Origin of the sequence: Meiothermus sp. CFH 77666 (genome assembly GCF_017497985.1) — a bacterium.
GTDB lineage: Bacteria > Deinococcota > Deinococci > Deinococcales > Thermaceae > Meiothermus.
In genome coordinates, this window is the sequence record NZ_JAGDFV010000017.1 from 1 (window position 1) to 19,628 (window position 19,628).

Below are 19,628 nucleotides of genomic sequence, written 5' to 3' on the forward strand. Positions count from 1 at the left end.
CGCCATCACCGTACTGAACTTGGCTTTACCGCTTGGTGGGCTTACCTCATCATCGCCCTGAACCTCATCGCTGCTTCCCCAGACCTGTGTATAGCTGACATCGTTTTGTGACTAGCACCAGTGATTAGATAAACCACCCGCGTTCCGGCGTGGTTCCAGCGGTTGCCGTACCTGTAGCTGCCTTCGCCGTCGAAAGCCGTTTCGGCCCGCTTGAAGCTCACCAGCCGCCAGGCTTGCAGCAGCGGCATTAAGCCGGGCCTCCGTCGAGGATGCGCTCCAGCACGCGCTCGACCTCCTCGGCCCCGATGGGGGTGCTGGCGTACTCGAGGGGGCTGGCCCCGCCCAAGGCCCGGTTGGGCTGCTGGAACCAGCGGGCTAGGCCAGCCTCGCTCTGGAAGACGTGCCGGGCCAGGGCTACCAGGCGGGCCACACGCAGCAGGCGTTCGCTCTCCTCGGGGGTGAACCGCCCGGCCTTTTTTCGGCGGGCCAGGGTGCTGGGGGGAATTTGCACCGCCTCGGCCAGCGCCTTCTCGGCGACACCCAGGGTTTCGACCAGAGCTGTCCAACCGGCTACAGGCAGGCCGTGCTTGAACTGAAGGATGCCCTCCTCGGCGCTGGCCGGGTTCAGGCCAAAGACCGAGAGGGGCTCCAGGGTGGGATCCACAACTAGGGCAGCCATACTGCCTCCTTTTGGCAAAATCATTATACCATTTGGTTATGGTTATCCAGAATCACCAGCCAGGTAATTAGCTCGAAGGGAGTGTCCTCCGTCACCTGCGCCTCGAGTTTGGGCACGGTAGCCCCACGCCCTGAGAACAGTTCCTGGGCGGTCTTGCGCTGGAAGGTGGAGCGGATGCTGTCCAGGGCGGCACGGAGCAAAGAGGTTTGATGTTCCAGATTTTCCAGGTTGTTGGTGAGCTTGTCAAAGTAGTCGTGTAAGGTCTGATCGGCGCGGTGTTTATCGGCGCAGAGGGCACGGTATAGCTCAAGGGTCTGCTTGGCCTGGGCATAGGTATAGCGCACCGAGCCGTCCGAGCGCACGTACACCAGAAAATACGGAGTAAGTGGGTTCAGGCCAGCCTCCACCGCCGGGCCGGTCTGGCGCAAGCAGAAAATAATCCCGGGCTTGGCCGCGCCCTCCTGGTTTACCAGCCCAAACAGCCCCAGGGGGGCCTGCTCGAGGGCTTCGCGGTGGGCATCCAGGAAATTGCTCAAATCCATGCGAAAGTCGTCCAGGCTGAAGTCGGCCAGGGTCACGCCGCCCTCGAGGTCTTCAAGGTCGAGCACCTCGTCCCGCAGGCGCAGGAGTTGCTGGTCGCGGTAGGAGAGGTCGGTGCGAATCTGATCCGGGGTCAGGGGGTTGTCCTGGGCGGTGGCGGTGAGGTCTACCAGGGCCATGCGGGCCTCTACCCGGTTCTTGAGGTTCAGGTAGGCATTCAGGTCGTCGGTGGGCCAGAAGTTGACCATCTGGATGCGCTGATTGGGGCTGCCGATGCGGTCTATGCGCCCAAAGCGCTGGATGATCCGCACTGGGTTCCAGTGGATGTCGTAGTTCACCAGATAGTCGCAGTCCTGGAGGTTCTGCCCTTCGGAAATGCAGTCTGTGGCGATCAGAATGTCAATTTCCTGATCCTTGGGAAAGTCACTCAGGCGCTCGCGCTGCTTGGCGCGGGGGGCGAAGTTGGTCAGGATGGCGTTGAAGTCGTTTGGCCCCAGGGTGGCCCGGTTGTCGCCGCTACCCACCACCAGCCCGATGTGCACCCCCTGCGCCCGTGCCCAGGGCTCGAGCTGCCGGTAGAGGTACTGGGCGGTGTCGGCAAAGGCGGTGAAGACCAGGGTTTTGCGGTTGGGCTGGCCTAGTTTGTTGCGGGTGGGGTTCTGTATCTTGGCCTCGAGCAACCCGCGCAACTTGGCCAGCTTGGCATCCCGTTCGGGTGTGACCATGCGGGCTACCCCCAGCAGGTCGTTGAGCTGTTCGAAGTCGGCCTGCAGGTCTTTCAGCCAACGCTCCACGTCGAGGTGGCGCAGGTCGTACTTGATCTGCTTGCCCACCTGAAGGGCTTCTTGCAGTTCCTCGTCGTCCTCGGCCTCCAGTTGCACGGACTCCAGCTCGCCGTTTTGCTGGCGGGCTTTGAAAGCCTCGAGTTTGCCGATGAGCTCGCTGATCTTAGTACAGGTGCGCTCCAGGGTCAGGGCGAAGGAATGCACGCTGCTCTCCAGGCGCTTGAGGAAGTTGACCTTCATCATCCCGATCAGGTAGCGCTCGCGGTTGGCCTGGGTGAAGTTGGCCACGCCGTCGCGGTCGTACTGCGGGCGGAAGTCCTCGAGCACGTAGTTGAAGGGGTTAAACAGGGCCAGTTGGTATTTGTCTATGTCATCATGCACATCGTTGTATTCGGGGAAAATGTTCTCGGTATCTATCTTGGCATAAATGGCTTCCGGCTTTTGCCGCTCGGGGAACCCGCCCAGTCGGGCCATCTCGTGGGCGTAGTAGGTCTGGATGTGCCTGCGCGAGCGGGCCAGGGTCAGGCCGTCGAGCAGTGAGAAAAACGCTGCGCTGAGGCGCTCGAGCAGTTCTTCCGGGTTGCGCTGCTTTAGCTCGGCCCACTGATTAAACTCCCGCTGCGCTACCGCCAGCACATCCTTGAGGCTCGAGACCCCCAGGGTCTCGGCAAAAGCCCCGTCTTTTCCACCCGAGATCAGCAGGAGCTGGTTGCGCAGGTCGGAGAGGTCGGTATTGACCGGGGTGGCCGAGAGCAGCAAGACCTTGGTGGGCACGCCCGAGTTGATGATGTCCTCCAGCAACCGCTCGTAGCGGCTCTTGCGGATCACCTGCCCGTCCGGGCCACGTCGCCCCCGGTTGTTGTTGCGAAAGTTGTGGCTTTCGTCAATCACCACCAGGTCGTAGTTGCCCCAGTTGAGCGTCTGGAGGTTGATGTCCCCCACCAGACCACTCTCTCTGGACAGGTCGGTGTGGGATAGCACCGTGTAGGCAAAGCGGTCTTTCAAGAACCGGTTGAGCGGACTGTTGTTCTGGGCCTGGTAGACGGTCCAGTTTTCCCGCAGCTTTTTGGGGGTGAGCACCAGCACCCGGTCGTTGAGGTTTTCAAAATACTTGATGACCGCCAATGCGGTGTAGGTTTTGCCCAGCCCTACGCTGTCGGCCAGGATGCAGCCCCCGTGGGTGAGCAGCTTGCGGATGGCCGCCTCGGCCCCGTGGCGCTGGAACTCGAACAGGGTTTTCCAGATTTCGCTCTCGTTCAGGCGCTGGCGTTGCTTTAGCTCTGTTCCCAGTTCGGCTTTTTGTTGGCCAAACAGATGGTACAGGGTTTTGTAGTAGACAAACTGGGGAGAGGTGGGGGTGTAGAGGCGCTCGAGGTGCTCGAGCACCTGCCGCTTGACATCCTCTACCAGCTCCGGGTTGTTCCACAATTCCTCGAACCAATCACGAAGGTCGTCGCGGTCGCGGCGGTCGGTAACCTCTATGTTCAGCTCGATGTTGTTGCGTTTGCCCAGCCCCAGCCCCTGAACGGTAAAGTTACTGCTGCCCAGGATGGCCTCCTGGTAGTCGCCGTGTTTGATCTGATAGACCTTCCCATGCACAAAGCCAGGTTTTTTGATGGAGCGAACCTCGACCTTGTCCTTGATCCAATCGGCGCATAGGCGGGCCACCCGGCTCTGCTTGAGCTGTTGCTCTAACTCGAGGGTATCCTGCTCGATGCGAACGTTGGGAGCGTGTTGCTTGCTGGGGTCAAGGGTGCGAACGAAATTTGGCTCGCCGAACAAGAACCTCATGCTGGATATGGAGTCGAGCTGAGCCCGGAGCGCTTCGTAGGCATAGATGGTAAAAAAGGCCGACACCACCGCCATCTCCGACCCTGGACGAATTTTCTCGCGCAGAAAATCACCTACCGAGCCTCTGGAATGGTTATCCTTCAAGCTAGATGAAAGGGTCGCTCGAGGCATATGCAAAATCATACCTTCCTCTGTAACCAAGACTTCAATGGGGACGGCTTCCTGTAGGGATTCAAACACCGAAGAATGTATGCAGTTTGACGAGGAATCTGGTGCGGCAGAGGGGTGGTGCATGTAGGGAACGGCAGCGCATCAGATTCCTCGCTGCGCTCGGAATGACAGGGGGAAGGGGCTCAGGATGACACCCTGCTGTCATTCCGAGGAGGCGAGAGCCGACGAGGAATCTGACACAGTGCAGGGGTGGGAAATGGAGGGCACGGCAGCGCATCAGATTCCTCGCTGCGCTCGGAATGACAGGGAAATAAACTCACCAAACCCCACCGCCTGACAATCCGCTGAAATGACCCTCTGCCAGAAGGTATATTGAAGTAAATGAGCCAGGAACTGCGCGAGCATCTCACCATTGCCCTGCAAGATTTTGCCAAGCAACCCCTCGAGCCCGCCGCACGCTCCCTCTGGCGCGTACTGGGCTACCAGAGCAGCCGCACCGCACCCCTCCACTCGCTGGACGACCTCCCCGATTCCGAGCGTCTGGCCGAGCTAAAGGCCCACACCCGCCAGTTCCGCTTTCTGTTCCAGCTCACCACCGACGAAATTCGCCTAACCCACCAGCCTTCGCTGGGTTTGGAGGGCGGGCGCTACGAGAACCAGATTATCGAGTCGTATGTGTTTGTGGCCCTCGAGCTCAACGAGCCGCAGTACACCCGTGGCAACCTGGCCGAGTTCACCCGCAGGCTCAACCGGGCCTTCCCCATGCCGGTGATGGTGCTCTTCAAGTACGGCGAGTTTCTTACCCTTGCAGCCGTAGAGCGGCGAGTCAACAAGCGGGACGAAGGCAAAGATGTAATCGAGCGCAACAAGGTCACGCTCATCAAAGACATCCGCTTTCAGCAGCCCCACCGCGCCCACCTGGATATTCTGGTGGGTCTGGCCCTGCCCAGCCTGAGCGCCAGCAAGGCCATCACGCACTTCGTGGAACTCGACCGGGCCTGGCGCAAGCAGCTCGACACCCAGGAGCTCAACAAGCGCTTTTACCAGGAGCTGGCCAACTGGTTCTACTGGGCCAGCGAGCACCCTGAGGTCAGCTTCCCGGACGTGGCAAAGGAGTCGCAGCCCGTCGAGAAAAGGCGCAAGCTGCAAATGCAGCTCATCCGGCTGATTACCCGCCTGATCTTCGTCTGGTTCCTGCGCGAAAAGGGCCTGGTTCCCAACGACCTGTTCGAGCCGAGCAAGCTGCAACACCTTCTCAAAGCGTTCAAAAAAGACGACCCCCAGGACAGCACCTACTACCAGGCCATCCTGCAAAACCTCTTTTTTGCCACCCTCAACCAACCCATGCGCCGCGACGACCCTCAAAAGCCCAAGGCCAGAAGGTTCGTCGAGGACGGAGGCTTTTTAGAGAACCGCAACGAATACGGGGTGAACGGTTTCCGCTATAAATCTGCCTTTGCAAACCCCGACGCTGCCCTCGAGCTTTTCGACACCATCCCCTTCATGAACGGTGGCCTGTTCGAGTGTCTGGACGTTTACGCCGACAAGCAACTCGGGATTGAAGAGCGCCGGATAGATGGTTTTTCCCGAGAGCCGAAGAACCGCGCCCGGGTTCCCAACGAGCTCTTCTTTGCCCAGGAGCAGCTTGCCGACCTCAACAGCTACTACGGCACCAGGGGCAAGCGCTACCGCGTGCGGGGCCTGATTGAGCTGCTGGAGCGCTACAAGTTCACCGTCACCGAGAATACCCCCATCGAGGAAGAGGTGGCCCTGGATCCCGAACTGTTGGGCAAGGTGTTCGAGAACCTGCTGGCCGCCTACAACCCCGAAACCGAGGAGACCGCCCGCCGCGAGACCGGCTCGTTCTACACCCCCCGCGACGTGGTGGACTTCATGGTAGACGAGAGCCTGCTGGTCTACCTGCACGAAAAGCTGAGCAGCGGCCAGCCCGCCCAGGTGGCCGGTAGCGGCGCCCAGGCCCCCATCCTGTACCCCCCGGAGGGGCTCATCTCACCCCAGGGCAACCCCAGCCAGGACGACCATCTCAAGGCCCGCCTGCGCCGCCTGCTGGACTACCAGAGCGAGCCCCCGCCTTTCTCGGAGGAAGAAAAGCGGCGGATTATCGAGGCCATAGACGAGTGCAAAATCATAGACCCAGCCTGTGGCTCGGGGGCCTTTCCGCTGGGGGCGCTGCAAAAGCTGGTGCACATCCTCGAGCAGCTCGACCCCCATGGCCAGCTCTGGCGCGAGCAGCAGGAAGCCAACCTGCGGCGCGAAATTGAGCGCGACCCCGTGGTGCAGGCCCTAAAGCTCGACCTGACCACCATCCAGCAAATCAACCTCGAGGCCGCCCGCAACCAGGCCCAACGGGCAATCCTGGAAGAGCTCAACACCCGCATCCGCACCCTCCAGGAAGCCTTCGACCCCTACCTCACCTACCCCGACTACGCCCGCAAGCTCTACCTGATCGAAAACTGCATCTACGGCGTGGACATCCAGCCCATCGCGGTGCAGATTGCCAAGCTGCGCTGCTTTATTGCCCTAATCGTAGACCAGAAGCACAACGACCAGCGCGAAAACCGGGGCATTTTGCCGCTGCCCAACCTCGAGACCAAGTTCGTGGCCGCCAACTCGCTCTTCCCCCTGGAACAACCCGGCATGTGGCCTACCGAGGTCTACAAGAAGGAAGCCGAGCTCAAGCACATTCGCCACCAGCACTTTTTGGCCCGCAGCTACGCGAAGAAAAAAGCCCTGCGCCAGCGCGACGCGCAAATCCGGGCCGAAATTGCCCAAATCCTCGAGCACAGCGGCTTTGCCAGCGACGAAGCCCGCCGCATGGCCCAGTTCGACCCCTACAACCAGAACGACTACGCCCGCTTCTTCGACCCGCACTGGATGTTCAGCTTGGAGTGCGGCTTCGACATTGTCATTGGCAACCCCCCCTACATCCGCCAGGAGAAAATCACGGCCGACAAGCCCATCTACGAAAAAGTTTACTCCGACGTATTCACCGGCACCGCCGACCTCTACGTGTACTTCTTCCGCCTGGGCCTGAAGCTCTTGCGCCAGGGCGGGGTGCTCTGCTACATCTGCTCCAACAAATACTTCCGCAGCGCCTACGGGGCCAGGCTGCGCCACTACCTCTCGCGCCATACCCGCATCCAGCTTCTGATTGACTTTGGCGATGCCCCGGTCTTTACCGCCATTACTTCGCCCAGCATTATCCTGACGCAAAACGCCCAGCCCAACGGCAACGTTATGCGCGTGCTGAGCTGGAACCCCCAGGATAACATTGCCGACTTCCGCCCCACCTTCCAGGAAAAGCACTTCCCCATGCCCCAGTCCAGCCTGGCAGACGACGGCTGGCGCATCGAACGCCCCGAAACCCTGGCCCTGCTGGAAAAGCTCCGCAAAGCGGGCACCCCCCTGGGCGAGTACGTGGGGGGCCGGTTTTACCGGGGCATCCTAACCGGCCTGAACGAAGCCTTTGTGGTAGACCGCGCCACCCGCGACCGCCTGATTGCCGAGCACAAAAGCAGCGCCGAGGTACTCAAGCCCTTCCTGCGCGGGCGGGACGTAAAGCGCTGGCGCATCCAGAACCCGGATTTGTGGCTTATTTTTACGCGCCGGGGCATTGACATAGACAAATATCCGGCCATCAAAAAGCACCTCTCAAAGTACAAAGACCGCCTCACTCCCGGCATTCCAGGAGGGCGCAAACCAGGTTCGTACAAGTGGTACGAAATCCAGGACAACATCGCCTACTGGAAAGAGTTCGAGCAGCCGAAGATTCTCTGGCAGGAGCTGGCTGTATACCAAGCTTTTGCATGGGATGAAAGCGGTATTTACTCAAATAACAAGACTTTTTTCATCCCTGATGCAAAAAAATGGATGCTTGCGTTGTTCAACTCCAAGGTGATGTACTTTTTGTTCACTCAACTCGTACAGCAGAAAGAAAACGGTGGGTTTTTCATGCAGGGTATATATCTGGAGAAACTTCCCATCCCCAAACCCACCCCCCAGGCCGAGGCGCTGGTTACGCGGCTGGTGGACTACATTTTGCTGGCGGCCCGTGCGGAGCTCCGAGAAGTGGTGGCGGCATTGGAGCAGGTGGTGGATGCGCTGGTGTTTGAGCTGTACCTGCCCGAGGAGCTGCACAGGGCGGGGCGGTTTCCGCTAAAGGTGCTTTCGGAGGTGCGCTGGCCGGACAAGCCCAGCCTACAGGAGCTGCGGGCGCTGGTGCAGCAGCTCTGGCAACCCGAGCACCCGGTGCGCAAGCTGGTCTGTTCCCTGGAAAGCATCCCCGAGGTGCGCCTGATTCAGCAGTCCGCCGCCAAAAACAACACCGCCCGCCCCACTCCAGAAGACCCGGATGCCGAGGAGTAGCCCTGTTGGTACAATAGCCCTTTCAGTCCCAGCCCCCTTTCCCCTGTCATCCCGAGCCCCTTTCCCCTGTCATTCCGAGCGCAGCGAGGAATCTGATGCGCTGCCGTCCCCTACATGCACCACCCCTCTGCCGTGCCAGATTCCTCGTCGGCTATCGCCTCCTCGGAATGACAGCACGGTGTCATTCCGAGCGCAGCGAGGAATCTGACACACCACCGCCCCCACATGCACCACCCCTTTGCCGTGCCAGATTCCTCGTCGGCTAAACCTCCTCGGAATGACAGCACGGTGTCATTCCGAACGAAGTGAGGAATCTGATGCGCTGCCGTCCCCTACATGCACCACCCCTTTGCCACACCAGATTCCTCGTCGGCAACGCCTCCTCGGAATGACAGCGTTTCACCCAGACAACCCACACAATCCCATCACCCGTGGAAAAATGAAAGCGTGAAAACTTATTGGGTCTACATTCTGGCAAGCCATAAGCGCGTGCTATACGTGGGCATGACCAGCAATATAGCAAGGCGAATGTATGAGCATCGCCACAAGCTAACCGGGGGGTTTACCGCCCGCTACAACGTGAATCAACTGGTCTACTTCGAACAAACCAATCAGGTCGAAGAAGCCATCCGACGCGAAAAGCAGATCAAGGGCTGGCGGCGCGGGAAGAAGCTCGAGCTAATCCGCACCTTCAACCCAACATGGCGCGATTTGTCCGAAGCATTGCTTGAGGAGCAGGGCCAACCCAGGGCGTAAAAACCCTACCCCAGCCGCTGTCCGTCCCGCTTCCCGCCCCAGCGACGCTCCATTCCGCCCGGCAACAGGATAAAGCTGTTGCGGTCGTCGGCCAGCTGGGCCCGCAAAATGTCCAGCACCTTGCGCTTGGCGCGGGGGGCCAGGATGGGAAAAAAGAGCTCGTAACGACGATCCAGGTTGCGCGGCATGGCGTCGGCGCTGCCCGCCCAGACCCGCCACTTGCCCCCGGCCTTGAAGGCGGCAATGCGGGCATGCTCCAGAAAGCGCCCCACCAGGCTCTTCACCTCCACACCTGCCCACAGGGTGGTCAGGGTGCTGCGAACTATCAGGTGTACCCGCGCCCCCCGGTTCAGGGCCTCCTCGAGGGCGCCCAGGATGGCGGGGTCGGTCAGGTGGTTGAACTTCAAAATAATTTCGCCCTTCTTGTGGGCCTCGGCCTGGATGCTTTGTACAAGCAGGTCGCGGATGAAGGAGGCCGTCCGCAGGGTGGCCAGGGCGGGGGGCTGGCACTGCTCCAGGGCCCCAAAAAACGCCCGCACGTCGGCGGTGAGGGCCGGGTGGGCGGTAAAGAGCGAGAGGTCGGTGTAAAGCCGCCCGTTGATGGGGTTGTAGTTGCCGGTGCCCAGGTGAACGTACTCGCTGCCGGCCCGCCGCACGTAAAGGGCTTTGGCATGCACTTTTTTGTCCGGCAAGGGCAGCACCCGCACCCCGGCCCCGGCGAAACGCAGGCTCCACTCGAGGTTGGCCAGCTCATCGAAGCGGGCCCGTCCCTCCAGCAACACCGCCACATCCTTACCGGCCCTGGCCGCCTGAATGAGCGACTGGGCAATGCCGTTTTCCTCACCAATGCGATAAAGGGTGGCCCGCAGGGCCTCCACCTTGGGGTCTTGCGCGGCCATGAGCGCAAAACTCTCCACCGCGCCGTAGTCCTCGAAGGGGTGATACAAAAGCAGGTCGCGCCGGTTCAGGTAGCCAAAGGGGTCTTTGGCGAAGCCCTTGGGCTTCTGGATGGTGATGGGCTTGAATTTTTCGCTCTCGGGCCCCCTCGAGACGATGGTGGACACGAAGCTCAGGTCAAGGGGTGGGGGTAGCTGGAAAACCTCCGGGGGTTCCAGCCCCAGGGCCACCCGGATGGTCTCGGCCCACAGGGGGGGGAAGTCTTCTTCTAGCTCGAGGTGGCTCACCTGGCCGTCCAGACGGGTCTCGAGGGCCTCGGGCAGCTCGTCCCAGTCGGCGCGGGAGCGAGCCAGTTGGGCCAGCCGTATCAGGCGAAACTCGTACAGGGGTAGCTTCTGGTTGCCCGGCAGAAACAGGTCGCTGCGCATCCGCACCAGGGCCCCTAGCCGCACGAACCCGCCCTCGCGTCCGGGCACTTCCAGCAGCCGGGGTACGCTCCCCGGCAGCCGGATCAGGTGCTGCAAGAGCCCTTCACCGGAGGCAAAGTACAGGGCCTGGCTGGCCAGCTCGGGCAGGGCTTCGGGCCGGATCAGATCGGTCAGGGGGGCCACCTCTTCAGCCAGGTAGGCCCCGAAGTACTGCTTCTCGGCCTTGGTGAGCTGGGACGGCTCGAGTACATGAATCCCCAGGCCCTCCAGCGCCTTGAGAAACTCGAGGTACAGCTTACCCGCCTCCTCGGTTTGGTCGAGGGCCTCCTGCATCAGGGCCAGATAACTGGAACTGCCCCGCTCCTCGGCAAAGGCCCGTGAAATTCGCGCGGCATAGAACTCGTCCATGTTGGAAGCCCAGATCGCCAGAAAGCGCAGCCGCTCCAACAGCGGAAAATCGGGCCGACGAGTCTGCTCCAGCACCCGCCGGTTGAAGGAGAGCCAGCTCGCTTCTTGGGTGAGATGGGTGGGCTCGTAGTGCGGCGCTTTGGTCTTTTTGGGCATCGCCTCCAAGTTTTTGGCGGCTTTGTCAGCGAACAGTAAGGCTTTCTTTTTGGTCTTGGCTTTTTTCACCTTATCCCGAGTTTACGCACTCCTGCTGGAAGGAGCCAAGCCTAGAAGAAGCAAGGCCTCGCTTCAGGTAAACATCCAGTTACTCATTTGAACCCTCGAGAACGCATAAAGCGCTTTGTCTTTCCGAGGGGGTCTAGCCGACAAAAAATCTGGCACTGCAAAGAGATGGTACATGGAGTGGGTGGTAGTGCATCAGATTCCTCATTGCGCTTCGCCCGTTCGGAATAACGCCGACGCTACGAGGGTCGGCCATATCAACGACCATATCGCGCCCTTCACGGACGTGGCCGCCCATCCCGGCGGCCACTGTTCTCTCCAGGACTCAGAATTCTGCGTCCTGGATGGCTCGATTTTTGTGAAGCGCGCTCTTTTGTAAGAGGGGATGTTTTACCCGAGCAAAGCTCCTTGCAGATGTTTTGCGTACAAAAGTCAGGTAATATAAGCATGTGCAGCAATTTGACTCGAGGCGCCTGCAGGAGCTGTGCGAGCGCTACCATGTTCGGCGCTTATTGCTATTTGGCTCTCACTTGCACGGGGATGCCGGCCCCAGCAGCGACCTAGACCTGCTGGTAGAGTTTGCGCCCGGTAAAGCTCCAGGGCTTAGCTTTGCGCGTTTACAAAGGGAGCTAGAAAGCCTGTTCGGGAAACCGGTGGATCTACACACCTCCAAGAGCCTGAGCCGTTACTTCCGTCAGGAGGTGCTGGCTGAAGCCAAGGTACTTCATGCCGCTTGATCCAAAAGACCGGGTACGGCTCCTGCACATGCGCGATGCCGCCCAACGGGCTTTGGAGATAGCACAAGGTAAAAGTGTTGCCGAACTTCAGCCCGAGGATGAGACGGCCCTAGCCCTCGTAAGGCTGCTGGAAATACTGGGTGAAGCAGCGCGTATGGTATCAGGGGATTTGAAGTTGAACCATTCCGAGGTTCCCTGGCGGGAAATTGCCGATACACGAAATCGCTTGATTCACCAGTATTTTGATGTAGACATGGAAATAGTATCAGCCATAGTACAGGCGGATCTACCCGATCTCCTCCAAAAAATCGAGGGTATTTTGAAGGAGACCTGACCTCGAGCCGCCAAACACCCACTTTGCAACCTGCCAGGCTTTTATCGTTTTCCCCTTTCCTTCTCCCCTTGCGGGAGAGGGTGGCGACAGCGCTGGCAAGTTTGGTACTCATTTTGCCGAATAAGACAAATCTTACTGCACAGTCGTACAAATGCTTCTACAGATGTATCCATTTCAGTTGAGTTGCACGGCTCTGCCACGGCCCATGCTGTGTTCTCTGGCAGAAGCTGTAGGAGATGCCTTTTCGTTCCTCCCCTACAGCGTAGGGGAGGTTGGGTGGGGTTGCTGAACAGCGCCTTCACACAGCACGGTTCAGGGCCTTGCCCAATACCCTCCCCACCCTCCCTACGTGGTAGGGAGGGGGTTTTAGGGCCATAGCTCATGGAACCTGTATGGGTATCTCTACGACGCTGTACTTACGGCAATCCGGTGCCGCCGGGTGAGGGATTGCAACAACGGTGTTCATGCAAATGATAAGAGCCTGACCATGCCCCCAACCCTGACAGAACTTGAGCCTCCGGCACTAAAGCCCTACGATGGGGCGGTGCAACGGCTGGGCATCGTGGATCTGGGGTCGGGAACGGCGCGACTGGTGGTGTATATCTACGAGCCTGGAAAGCATTTCCGGCTGGTAGACGAGATTCGGGAGACCGTGCGGCTGGGCGAGGGGCTGGCCACCCAGGGCCGCCTGACGAAAAGCGGGATGCAGCGGGCCCTGTCGGCCCTCAAGCTCTATGCCGACTTTGCCCAGGCCACCGACCTGGACGAACTCCGGGTATATGCCACAAGCGCCAGCCGCGACGCCGAAAACGGCGCGGAGTTCATGCGCGAGGTACGCAAGCTGGGGCTTCAGGTACAGGTGCTCTCCGGTGAAGACGAAGCCCGCTACGGGGTGCTGGCGGTGGCGAACGCCTTCACCTTTGAGGACGCCTGGGTGATGGATCTGGGAGGGGGCAGCGCTCAGCTCTCGCGCATGGAGGGCCGACGGTATCGAGAGGGCCGGGCCTACCCGCTTGGAGCAGTGCGGCTCACCGAGATGTTCCTGGGGTCGAACCCTCCCAAGAAGGGCGAGATGGAAGACCTCGAGCGCTTTGTGCGTAAGGAGATGAAGGAGGTTCTGGCTCAGGTGCGTGCACACTCCCTACCCCTGGTGGCGATGGGCGGCACAGTGCGCAACCTGGCCAAGCTGGCCCAGCGGCGCAAGGACTACCCCCTCGACCTGGTGCATGGCTACTACCTCTCGCGGGAGGATCTCGAGGAAGTAGTGGCCATGCTGGCCCAGCGCACCACCGAGCAGCGGCGGCAGCTCGAGGGCCTCCAGGCCGACCGGGCCGACGTGATTGTGGCCGGGGGGCTGGTCTACCGCACGGTGCTGCGCGAAGGGGGGCTGGAGGGCCTGTGGATTTCCGGCCAGGGGGTACGCGAAGGGGCCTTCTACCGCGAGTTTCTGCCGCCCCCTCATCTACTCAACGATGTACGCGGCTTCTACGTGCGTAATCTGTTTGCCCACTACCCCCAGGAATATGGCCACACCGCCCGGGTGCGTCACTTCTGCCGCTTGCTCTTTCGGCTGCTGGCCCCGCTGCACGGCTATGGCCCGGCCGAGGAGCAGCTTCTGGACGAGGCCGCCCTGCTCCACGACATCGGCATGAGCGTGGGCTACTACGACCACCACAAACACGGCGAGTACCTGATTATGAGCGCGGCCATCCCTGGCCTGACCCACCGCGAGCAGGTCTTGCTGGGGCTCCTGGTGCGCTACCACCGCAAGGGCGAACCCCGGCCTGGGGTGTATCGCTCAGTGTTGCAGGAGGGCGACAACAAGCGCTTGCTACGCCTGGCAACGCTCTTGCGGATTAGCGAGTACCTCGAGCGCAGCCGGGCCGGGCGCGTCGAGGGGCTCGAGGTAGACCTCGGCCCCAAACAGGTACGCCTGACCCTGCTGGCCCCCGAAGAGCCCTGGGTAGAGATGTCCGAAACGCGCAAACAGGCCAAGCTATTCCAGCAAGCCTTTGGCCGCGAACTGCTGGTAGAATGGGCACCACGAAGCAGCTAGTGGTCTGGTAACGAAGAAATCGGGATACCTCAAATGAAACCGACTTCTGCCCCTGACTTCCTGTTGTCATTCCGAGGCGCACGCAGTGCAACGAGGAATCCGGTACTGCATGGGTAAAATGAAAACTGTGGACTGCAGCGCATCAGATTCCTCATTTCGCTTCGCTGCGTTCGAAATGACAAGGAAATAACGTTACCAAACTACTAGCCGCGTTTCACCGGCAAAGTTTCAAGTCAATAGCCCATAGTCCATAGTCAATAAGACCATAGACTATAGACCATAGACTGTTATGGAACTCTACCTGATTCGCCATGCCATTGCCCTGGATGCAGAGCCCGGCCAGTCCGACGATGCTCGCCCGCTTTCCGAGGTGGGGGTACAGAAGTTCAAGGAAGTGGTGCGGGGTCTGAAACGCCTGGATATTCGTTTCGACCGCCTCTATCACAGTCCCAAGCTGCGGGCTGTGCAAACCACCGAGCTGCTGGTTCCGCTGCTGGATGGCGAGACCGAGGTAACCCCCTACCTGGCCACGGAGCCCAGCCAGAACCTACTCAAGGGCTTGCAGGGCGACAGGGTGGCGCTGGTAGGCCACGAGCCCTGGATCAGCGAGCTGTGCGCCTGGCTCCTGACCGGGCGCAGGAACGGTGGACAGTTTCCCTTCAAGAAAGGGGGCGTGGCCTGGTTGGAAGGCACCCCCAAACCGGGCGGTATGAAGCTGATGGGTTTCTGGTCGCCAAGGGTCTTGCGAAGGCTTGGCTAGGCTTCGGTCAACCCGAGGCGAAACGGGGTTTTCTGTCCTGCCAGGGCAATTTCACGGGCTTCCATCGGAGCCCAGGAGAGCCCCAGCACGGCCCTGTAGGCGCGAAGTGCCTGGTCGCGCCGGCCCAGCACATCGGCCAACTGCCCATAGCGGGCCAGGGTGTAGCCCGGCAGGTAGGCGGGTTGTTGAAAATCGCTGTGGACGAGTTGCTCCAGGAGCGCAAAGGCATCCCCGGCTTGTCCGGCGGCCAGGTAGATCTGCGCCGCGCAGTAGAGGGCTTCGGGGCCTTCCACCTCCTGCAACTGCTGCAGCAAAACCGCCCAGTCGTCCGACTCGTTGAGTTGCCAGGCCCGATCCAGCACGCTGCGCTGGCGCTCCGACTCGGTGGGGGTGTGGGGGCCCAATAACAGGCGTTGCTCCGGCAACAGGTGCTCCAGGAGCAAGGGGTACTCGAGCACATCCACCAGCACCGCCACACGCCCCTGGGAACTACGCAAGCGCCCGGCCACCTCTGCCATGCGCTGCCGCCGGAAGCCGGTGGCCGGGCCTTCGCCAAAGGTCTGCACGTAGCCCTGATGGTAGGCCCGGAGCACCTCGAGCACCATGTCCTGGGCAAAATCCTCGGGGGTGCGGGGGGTGCTCAAAAGCCATTGCAGGCGCTCCTCGAGGGCCTGCACCTGGCTCAGGGCCTGCTGACCTCTGGGATACTGGCGCAGGGCTTCGCGGAACTGCTCGGCCTCGGCTTTGAGGTGGGCCTGGCTATCGAGCGCTTCCACCGCCACCCTTGCCCTTTCGGCCCAGGGCAAAACATGAAAGAATGAGATCTCGTTCTGGTCGCGCCAGCTCTGCGCCGCCAGTTCCTCAGGGCTGTAAGAGGCCAGGACTATCTTCTCGGGCTGGTGCGCCTTGACCAGCTCAGCGACCGTCACCCCGTTGTAGCGCGGGTGCAGAATGTGAAAGGGGCCCAGCGTAGGAATGACCAAGACCGACACGCCCGGTATTCTAGACCTCCGAGACCGCAACTACCGTTTCGCAATGCTCAATGGCTGGTTCGTGCTGTTGGGCGACGCTTTTTTTAATGGTTCTATCGTCCTGGCTTCCTTTGCCGCCAAGCTGGGTGCACCCAACTGGGTTATTGGGCTCCTGCCCTCGCTCTTGAATGCGGGCTCCATGGTGCCCCAGGTGTTTATTGCCCCCTATGTGGCCCGCCTGCCGGTCAAGGTAGTCCTCTACCGGCGGATGGCCTTGCTGCGGGTAGCCAGCCTGGGCCTGGTGGCGCTGGGGGGGTTTGTGCTGGGCCAGCGCCATGACCTGTTGCTATGGGTGTTTACCATCGGGCTCGCCCTTAATGGCTTTTTCACCGGATTCTCGAGCCTGCCCTTTTGGGAAGCCATTGGCAAAACCATCCCCATGGAACGCCGCAGCGGGCTCTTTTCGGCCCGCAACCTGGTGGGGGGTGCGCTGGCTTTTCTGGCGGGCTTTCTGGTGCGCTTCATTCTGGAACTGCCGCTGGCTTTCCCCTACCCCTATGCCATTCTGTTCGCACTGGGCACCCTGGCCTTTGCCTATGGCTGGCATGTCTTTGGCCTGATGGACGAACCACCCGACAAAGAAATCCGTACCGAGCGCATCTCGCTCAGCCTGCCGTTCCGCGACTTCTATTTTCGCCGCTTCTTAAGGGTGCGCATCCTGCTGGTAGTGGCCAGCATGGTCGAACCCTTCTACGCAGCCTATGCGGTGCGGGTGCTGGGCCACAAGGGGGAGATTGGGGTGTACCTGATGGTTTATACGCTATCCTCGGTGCTCTCCAACCTGCTGTGGGTACGGATTTCCCGGCACTACGGCTCGCGCAGCCTGATCCTGATTGGCGCAGCGCTGGGCGCCCTGGCCCCCCTTCTGGCGCTGTTGCTGCCCAGCTCGGCTTTCTGGATGGTGTTTGTGTTGCAGGGGGCTTATCTGGCCGCCATTGGGGTGGGCACCTCCACCTACCTGGTGAACCTGGCCCCCACCGATTCCCGCAGCTCGTATATTGGCCTGTCCAACACCATCGTGGGCCTGCTGGCCTTTTCGCCGGTGCTGGGGGGCTTGCTGGCCGATCGCGTGGGGTATGTGGGGCCGATGGTAGTAGCGATCATCTGCTATGCCTGGGCCCTGTACGCAGGCCGCCGGTTGAAGCTGCTCGAGGGGGTACAGGCTCGCTAGGTAATGCTCAGAGTGCTTCCCAGATAAGCTGGGCCATACGGTGTTATACCAACTTTAGGTGGGATGGTTATCTTTAGGAGGTGTTTCCAAGCCCCCTCATCCTCCAACACCCCAGGTACAGCCAATCGCGTTCCCATCGCTGTTCGAAAGCACTGACGGGGTGTCGCCACCTTTTGCGGCAAGGGCAGAAAGAAAGAGGTTCACATGAATTTGGTATTCGGCACCGTTCCCCTGGACACAGCGGTGGTGTGGCAGTGGTATTTACACATGTGAGGGAAACCATTACCTTGCATGACACTCCAGAACAGGGTTGTTCCTTTCGCCCCAATTGGGTTGACGCGCCTCCAGACTGCCCCCTGAGAGATTCGATTTGACTCTCACCCCGTGCAGACGTAGACTTCTAGGCAAGATGAGGTCTCGGCAGACTACCAGACCTGGGGGGAACTTCTAGCCTGAGGGCAGTAAGAGGTTCTCCCGGCTCGTGGTTAGAGAGCCGGGATTTTTTTTGAGGTGCGTATGAACGTTGTGCTTCCCGACGGACGAAAACTGGAACTGAAGCCCGGCGCCACAGCAGCCGATGCGGCCAAAGCCATTGGCCCCGGCCTGGCCAAAGCCGCCATCGGGGCTATTGCCAATGGCGAGCTTTACGACCTGCTCAAGCCTCTACCCGATGGGGCCGAGCTCCGCATTCTGACCGAGCGTGACCCCGAGTACGTGCAGCTTTTCCGCCATACCCTGGCCCACGTGATGGCCCAGGCCGTACGCGAGCTGTACGCCGAGCGGGGTTTTGCGCCGGAGCAGGTTAAGCTGGCCATCGGGCCGGTGATCGAAAACGGCTTTTATTACGACATCGACGCCCCCGAGCCCCTTCGCGAGGAGGACTTGCCGGTAATTGAGGAAAAGATGCGGGCAATCGTGGCGGCCAACCTGCCCCTGGAACGTTTTGTGCTGCCGCGCGAAGAGGCCCTGAAGCGCTATGCAGGTATCGACCCCTACAAGACCGAGCTAATTCAAGACCTGCCCGAAAACGAGGAGCTGAGCTTTTACAAGCAAGGCGACGAGCAGTTTGGCTTTACCGACCTGTGCCGGGGGCCCCACGTGCCCAGCACAGGCCGCATTCCCCCGCACTTCAAACTGACCAGCATTGCCGGGGCCTACTGGCGGGGCGATTCGAGCCGCCCCATGCTCCAGCGCATCTACGGCATTGCCTTTCGCACCAAGGAAGAGCTCGACCACTACCTCTGGCAGCAGGAGGAAGCCAAACGCCGCGACCACCGCAAACTGGGGGCCGAGCTCGACCTCTTCACCATCAGCGAGGAGGTGGGCAAAGGGCTGCCCTTGTGGCTGCCGCGGGGGTCGTTCATCCGGCGGCAGATGGAAGACTACATGTACCACAAAGAGCAGGAGTACGGCTACCACTACGTCTACACCCCGCACATTGCCAGTGCAAAGCTCTACTACACCTCCGGCCACCTGCCCTACTACAAGGACGACATGTACGCCCCCATCGAGATTGAGGGCGAGGAATACTACCTCAAGCCGATGAACTGCCCGCACCACCACATGATCTACAAGGCCCGCCCCAAGAGCTACCGCGACCTGCCCCTGCGGTTAGCCGAGTTTGGCACGGTGTACCGCTTCGAGCTTTCGGGCACCCTCTCGGGTCTGACGCGGGCCCGGGGCTTCACGCAAAACGACGCGCATATCTACTGCTCGAGGGCGCAGGTGACCGAGGAGTTCATCAGGGTAATCCAACTGTTCGACGAGGTGTACCGCGACTTTGGCATCTCGGACTACTGGTTCCGCCTCTCACTTCCAGACTTTGAGCACAACCCCGAGAAGTTTGGCCAGGAAAACGACAACTGGCGCGACTCGATTGCGGCCATCCGGGCGGCCCTCGAGCAGACCGGCGCCAAATACGTGGAGGGCATCGGCGAGGCCACCTTCTACGGCCCCAAGCTGGATGTGCAGATCCGCAGCGTGCTGGGCAAGGAAGATACCATCGCTACCAACCAGCTCGACTTTATCGTGCCTGAGCGGTTTGGCCTCGAGTTCACCAACGAAAAAGGCGAAAAGGAAACCCCGGTGGTTATCCACCGCGCCATCATGGGCAGTTTCGACCGCTTTTTTGCCTTTTACCTCGAGCACACCGCCGGCGACTTCCCCCTGTGGCTCTCCCCCATCCAGGCTGTAATTGTGCCCATCTCAGACCGTCACCTCGAGTATGCCCAGCAGGTAGCAGCCCAGATGCGTCAACACAAACTGCGCGTGGAGATAGACAGCCGCCCCGAGCGTATGAACGCCAAAATCCGCGATGCCGAACTTCAGAAAATCCCGCTGATTCTGGTGCTGGGCGACAAGGAAGCCGAAGCAGGCACGGTGAACCTGCGCGAACGGCACGTGAAGGAGCAGCGCACGCTAGGCATTGCGGAGTTGATTGGGGAGATGAAGGGGCGGGTGGAGGCGAAGCGCTAAA

General features: G+C 60.6%; 12 protein-coding genes. 8 read left to right on the forward strand and 4 right to left on the reverse strand.

The genetic code is table 11. The features are described from left to right. Positions 1–247: 247 nt before the first annotated feature. The gene (locus J3L12_RS09880; protein ID WP_208014892.1) at positions 248–679 is read right to left on the reverse strand and encodes an antitoxin Xre/MbcA/ParS toxin-binding domain-containing protein; all 432 of its coding nucleotides are present in this window, start codon (positions 677–679) and stop codon (positions 248–250) included. A gap of 23 nt (positions 680–702) precedes the next feature. Further along, a complete protein-coding gene (locus J3L12_RS09885; protein WP_243455127.1) occupies positions 703–3,966 on the reverse strand; it encodes a helicase-related protein in 3,264 nt (1,087 codons plus the stop codon). Positions 3,967–4,347: 381 nt separating this feature from the next. Between J3L12_RS09885 and J3L12_RS09890 the strand changes: the two genes are divergently transcribed. Continuing rightward, complete coding sequence (locus J3L12_RS09890; RefSeq protein WP_208014893.1) at positions 4,348–8,352, forward strand: TaqI-like C-terminal specificity domain-containing protein; 4,005 nt, start codon at positions 4,348–4,350, stop codon at positions 8,350–8,352. Between the two features lie 336 nt (positions 8,353–8,688). Next, complete coding sequence (locus J3L12_RS16960) at positions 8,689–9,108, forward strand: GIY-YIG nuclease family protein (RefSeq protein ID WP_208014894.1); 420 nt, start codon at positions 8,689–8,691, stop codon at positions 9,106–9,108. A gap of 5 nt (positions 9,109–9,113) precedes the next feature. On the opposite strand, the gene J3L12_RS09900 is transcribed toward J3L12_RS16960, so the two are convergent. Beyond that, positions 9,114–10,997: a polyphosphate kinase gene (locus J3L12_RS09900; RefSeq protein ID WP_208014895.1), complete on the reverse strand. Its 1,884-nt coding sequence runs from the start codon at positions 10,995–10,997 to the stop codon at positions 9,114–9,116. A 515-nt stretch (positions 10,998–11,512) separates the two neighbouring features. Here J3L12_RS09900 and J3L12_RS09905 point away from each other — a divergent pair. From J3L12_RS09905 to sixA, 4 genes are all read left to right on the forward strand, one after another. After that, a complete protein-coding gene (locus tag J3L12_RS09905; protein ID WP_208014896.1) occupies positions 11,513–11,800 on the forward strand; it encodes a nucleotidyltransferase family protein in 288 nt (95 codons plus the stop codon). 28 nt (positions 11,801–11,828) lie between these two features. Beyond that, complete coding sequence (locus tag J3L12_RS09910) at positions 11,829–12,134, forward strand: HepT-like ribonuclease domain-containing protein (protein WP_243455128.1); 306 nt, start codon at positions 11,829–11,831, stop codon at positions 12,132–12,134. Positions 12,135–12,621: 487 nt separating this feature from the next. Further along, positions 12,622–14,190 carry a Ppx/GppA phosphatase family protein gene (locus J3L12_RS09915; RefSeq protein WP_243455129.1) on the forward strand — a complete coding sequence of 523 codons (1,569 nt, stop codon included), beginning with the start codon at positions 12,622–12,624 and terminating at the stop codon, positions 14,188–14,190. 289 nt (positions 14,191–14,479) lie between these two features. Beyond that, positions 14,480–14,950: a phosphohistidine phosphatase SixA gene (sixA, locus tag J3L12_RS09920; RefSeq protein ID WP_208014898.1), complete on the forward strand. Its 471-nt coding sequence runs from the start codon at positions 14,480–14,482 to the stop codon at positions 14,948–14,950. Here the strand turns inward: sixA and J3L12_RS09925 are convergent. Then, entirely contained in the window at positions 14,947–15,942 is a 996-nt protein-coding gene (locus tag J3L12_RS09925) for a hypothetical protein (RefSeq protein ID WP_347708879.1), read from the reverse strand. The two genes, sixA and J3L12_RS09925, sit on opposite strands and share 4 nt — an antisense overlap. Here J3L12_RS09925 and J3L12_RS09930 point away from each other — a divergent pair. Together J3L12_RS09930 and thrS are read left to right on the forward strand one after the other, a co-directional pair. After that, positions 15,926–17,152, forward strand: a complete 1,227-nt coding sequence (locus J3L12_RS09930) for an MFS transporter (RefSeq protein WP_208014899.1) — start codon at positions 15,926–15,928, stop codon at positions 17,150–17,152. The genes J3L12_RS09925 and J3L12_RS09930 overlap by 17 nt on opposite strands. 516 nt (positions 17,153–17,668) lie before the next feature. Next, a complete protein-coding gene (thrS, locus tag J3L12_RS09935; protein ID WP_208014900.1) occupies positions 17,669–19,627 on the forward strand; it encodes a threonine--tRNA ligase in 1,959 nt (652 codons plus the stop codon). Position 19,628: the final 1 nt, after the last annotated feature.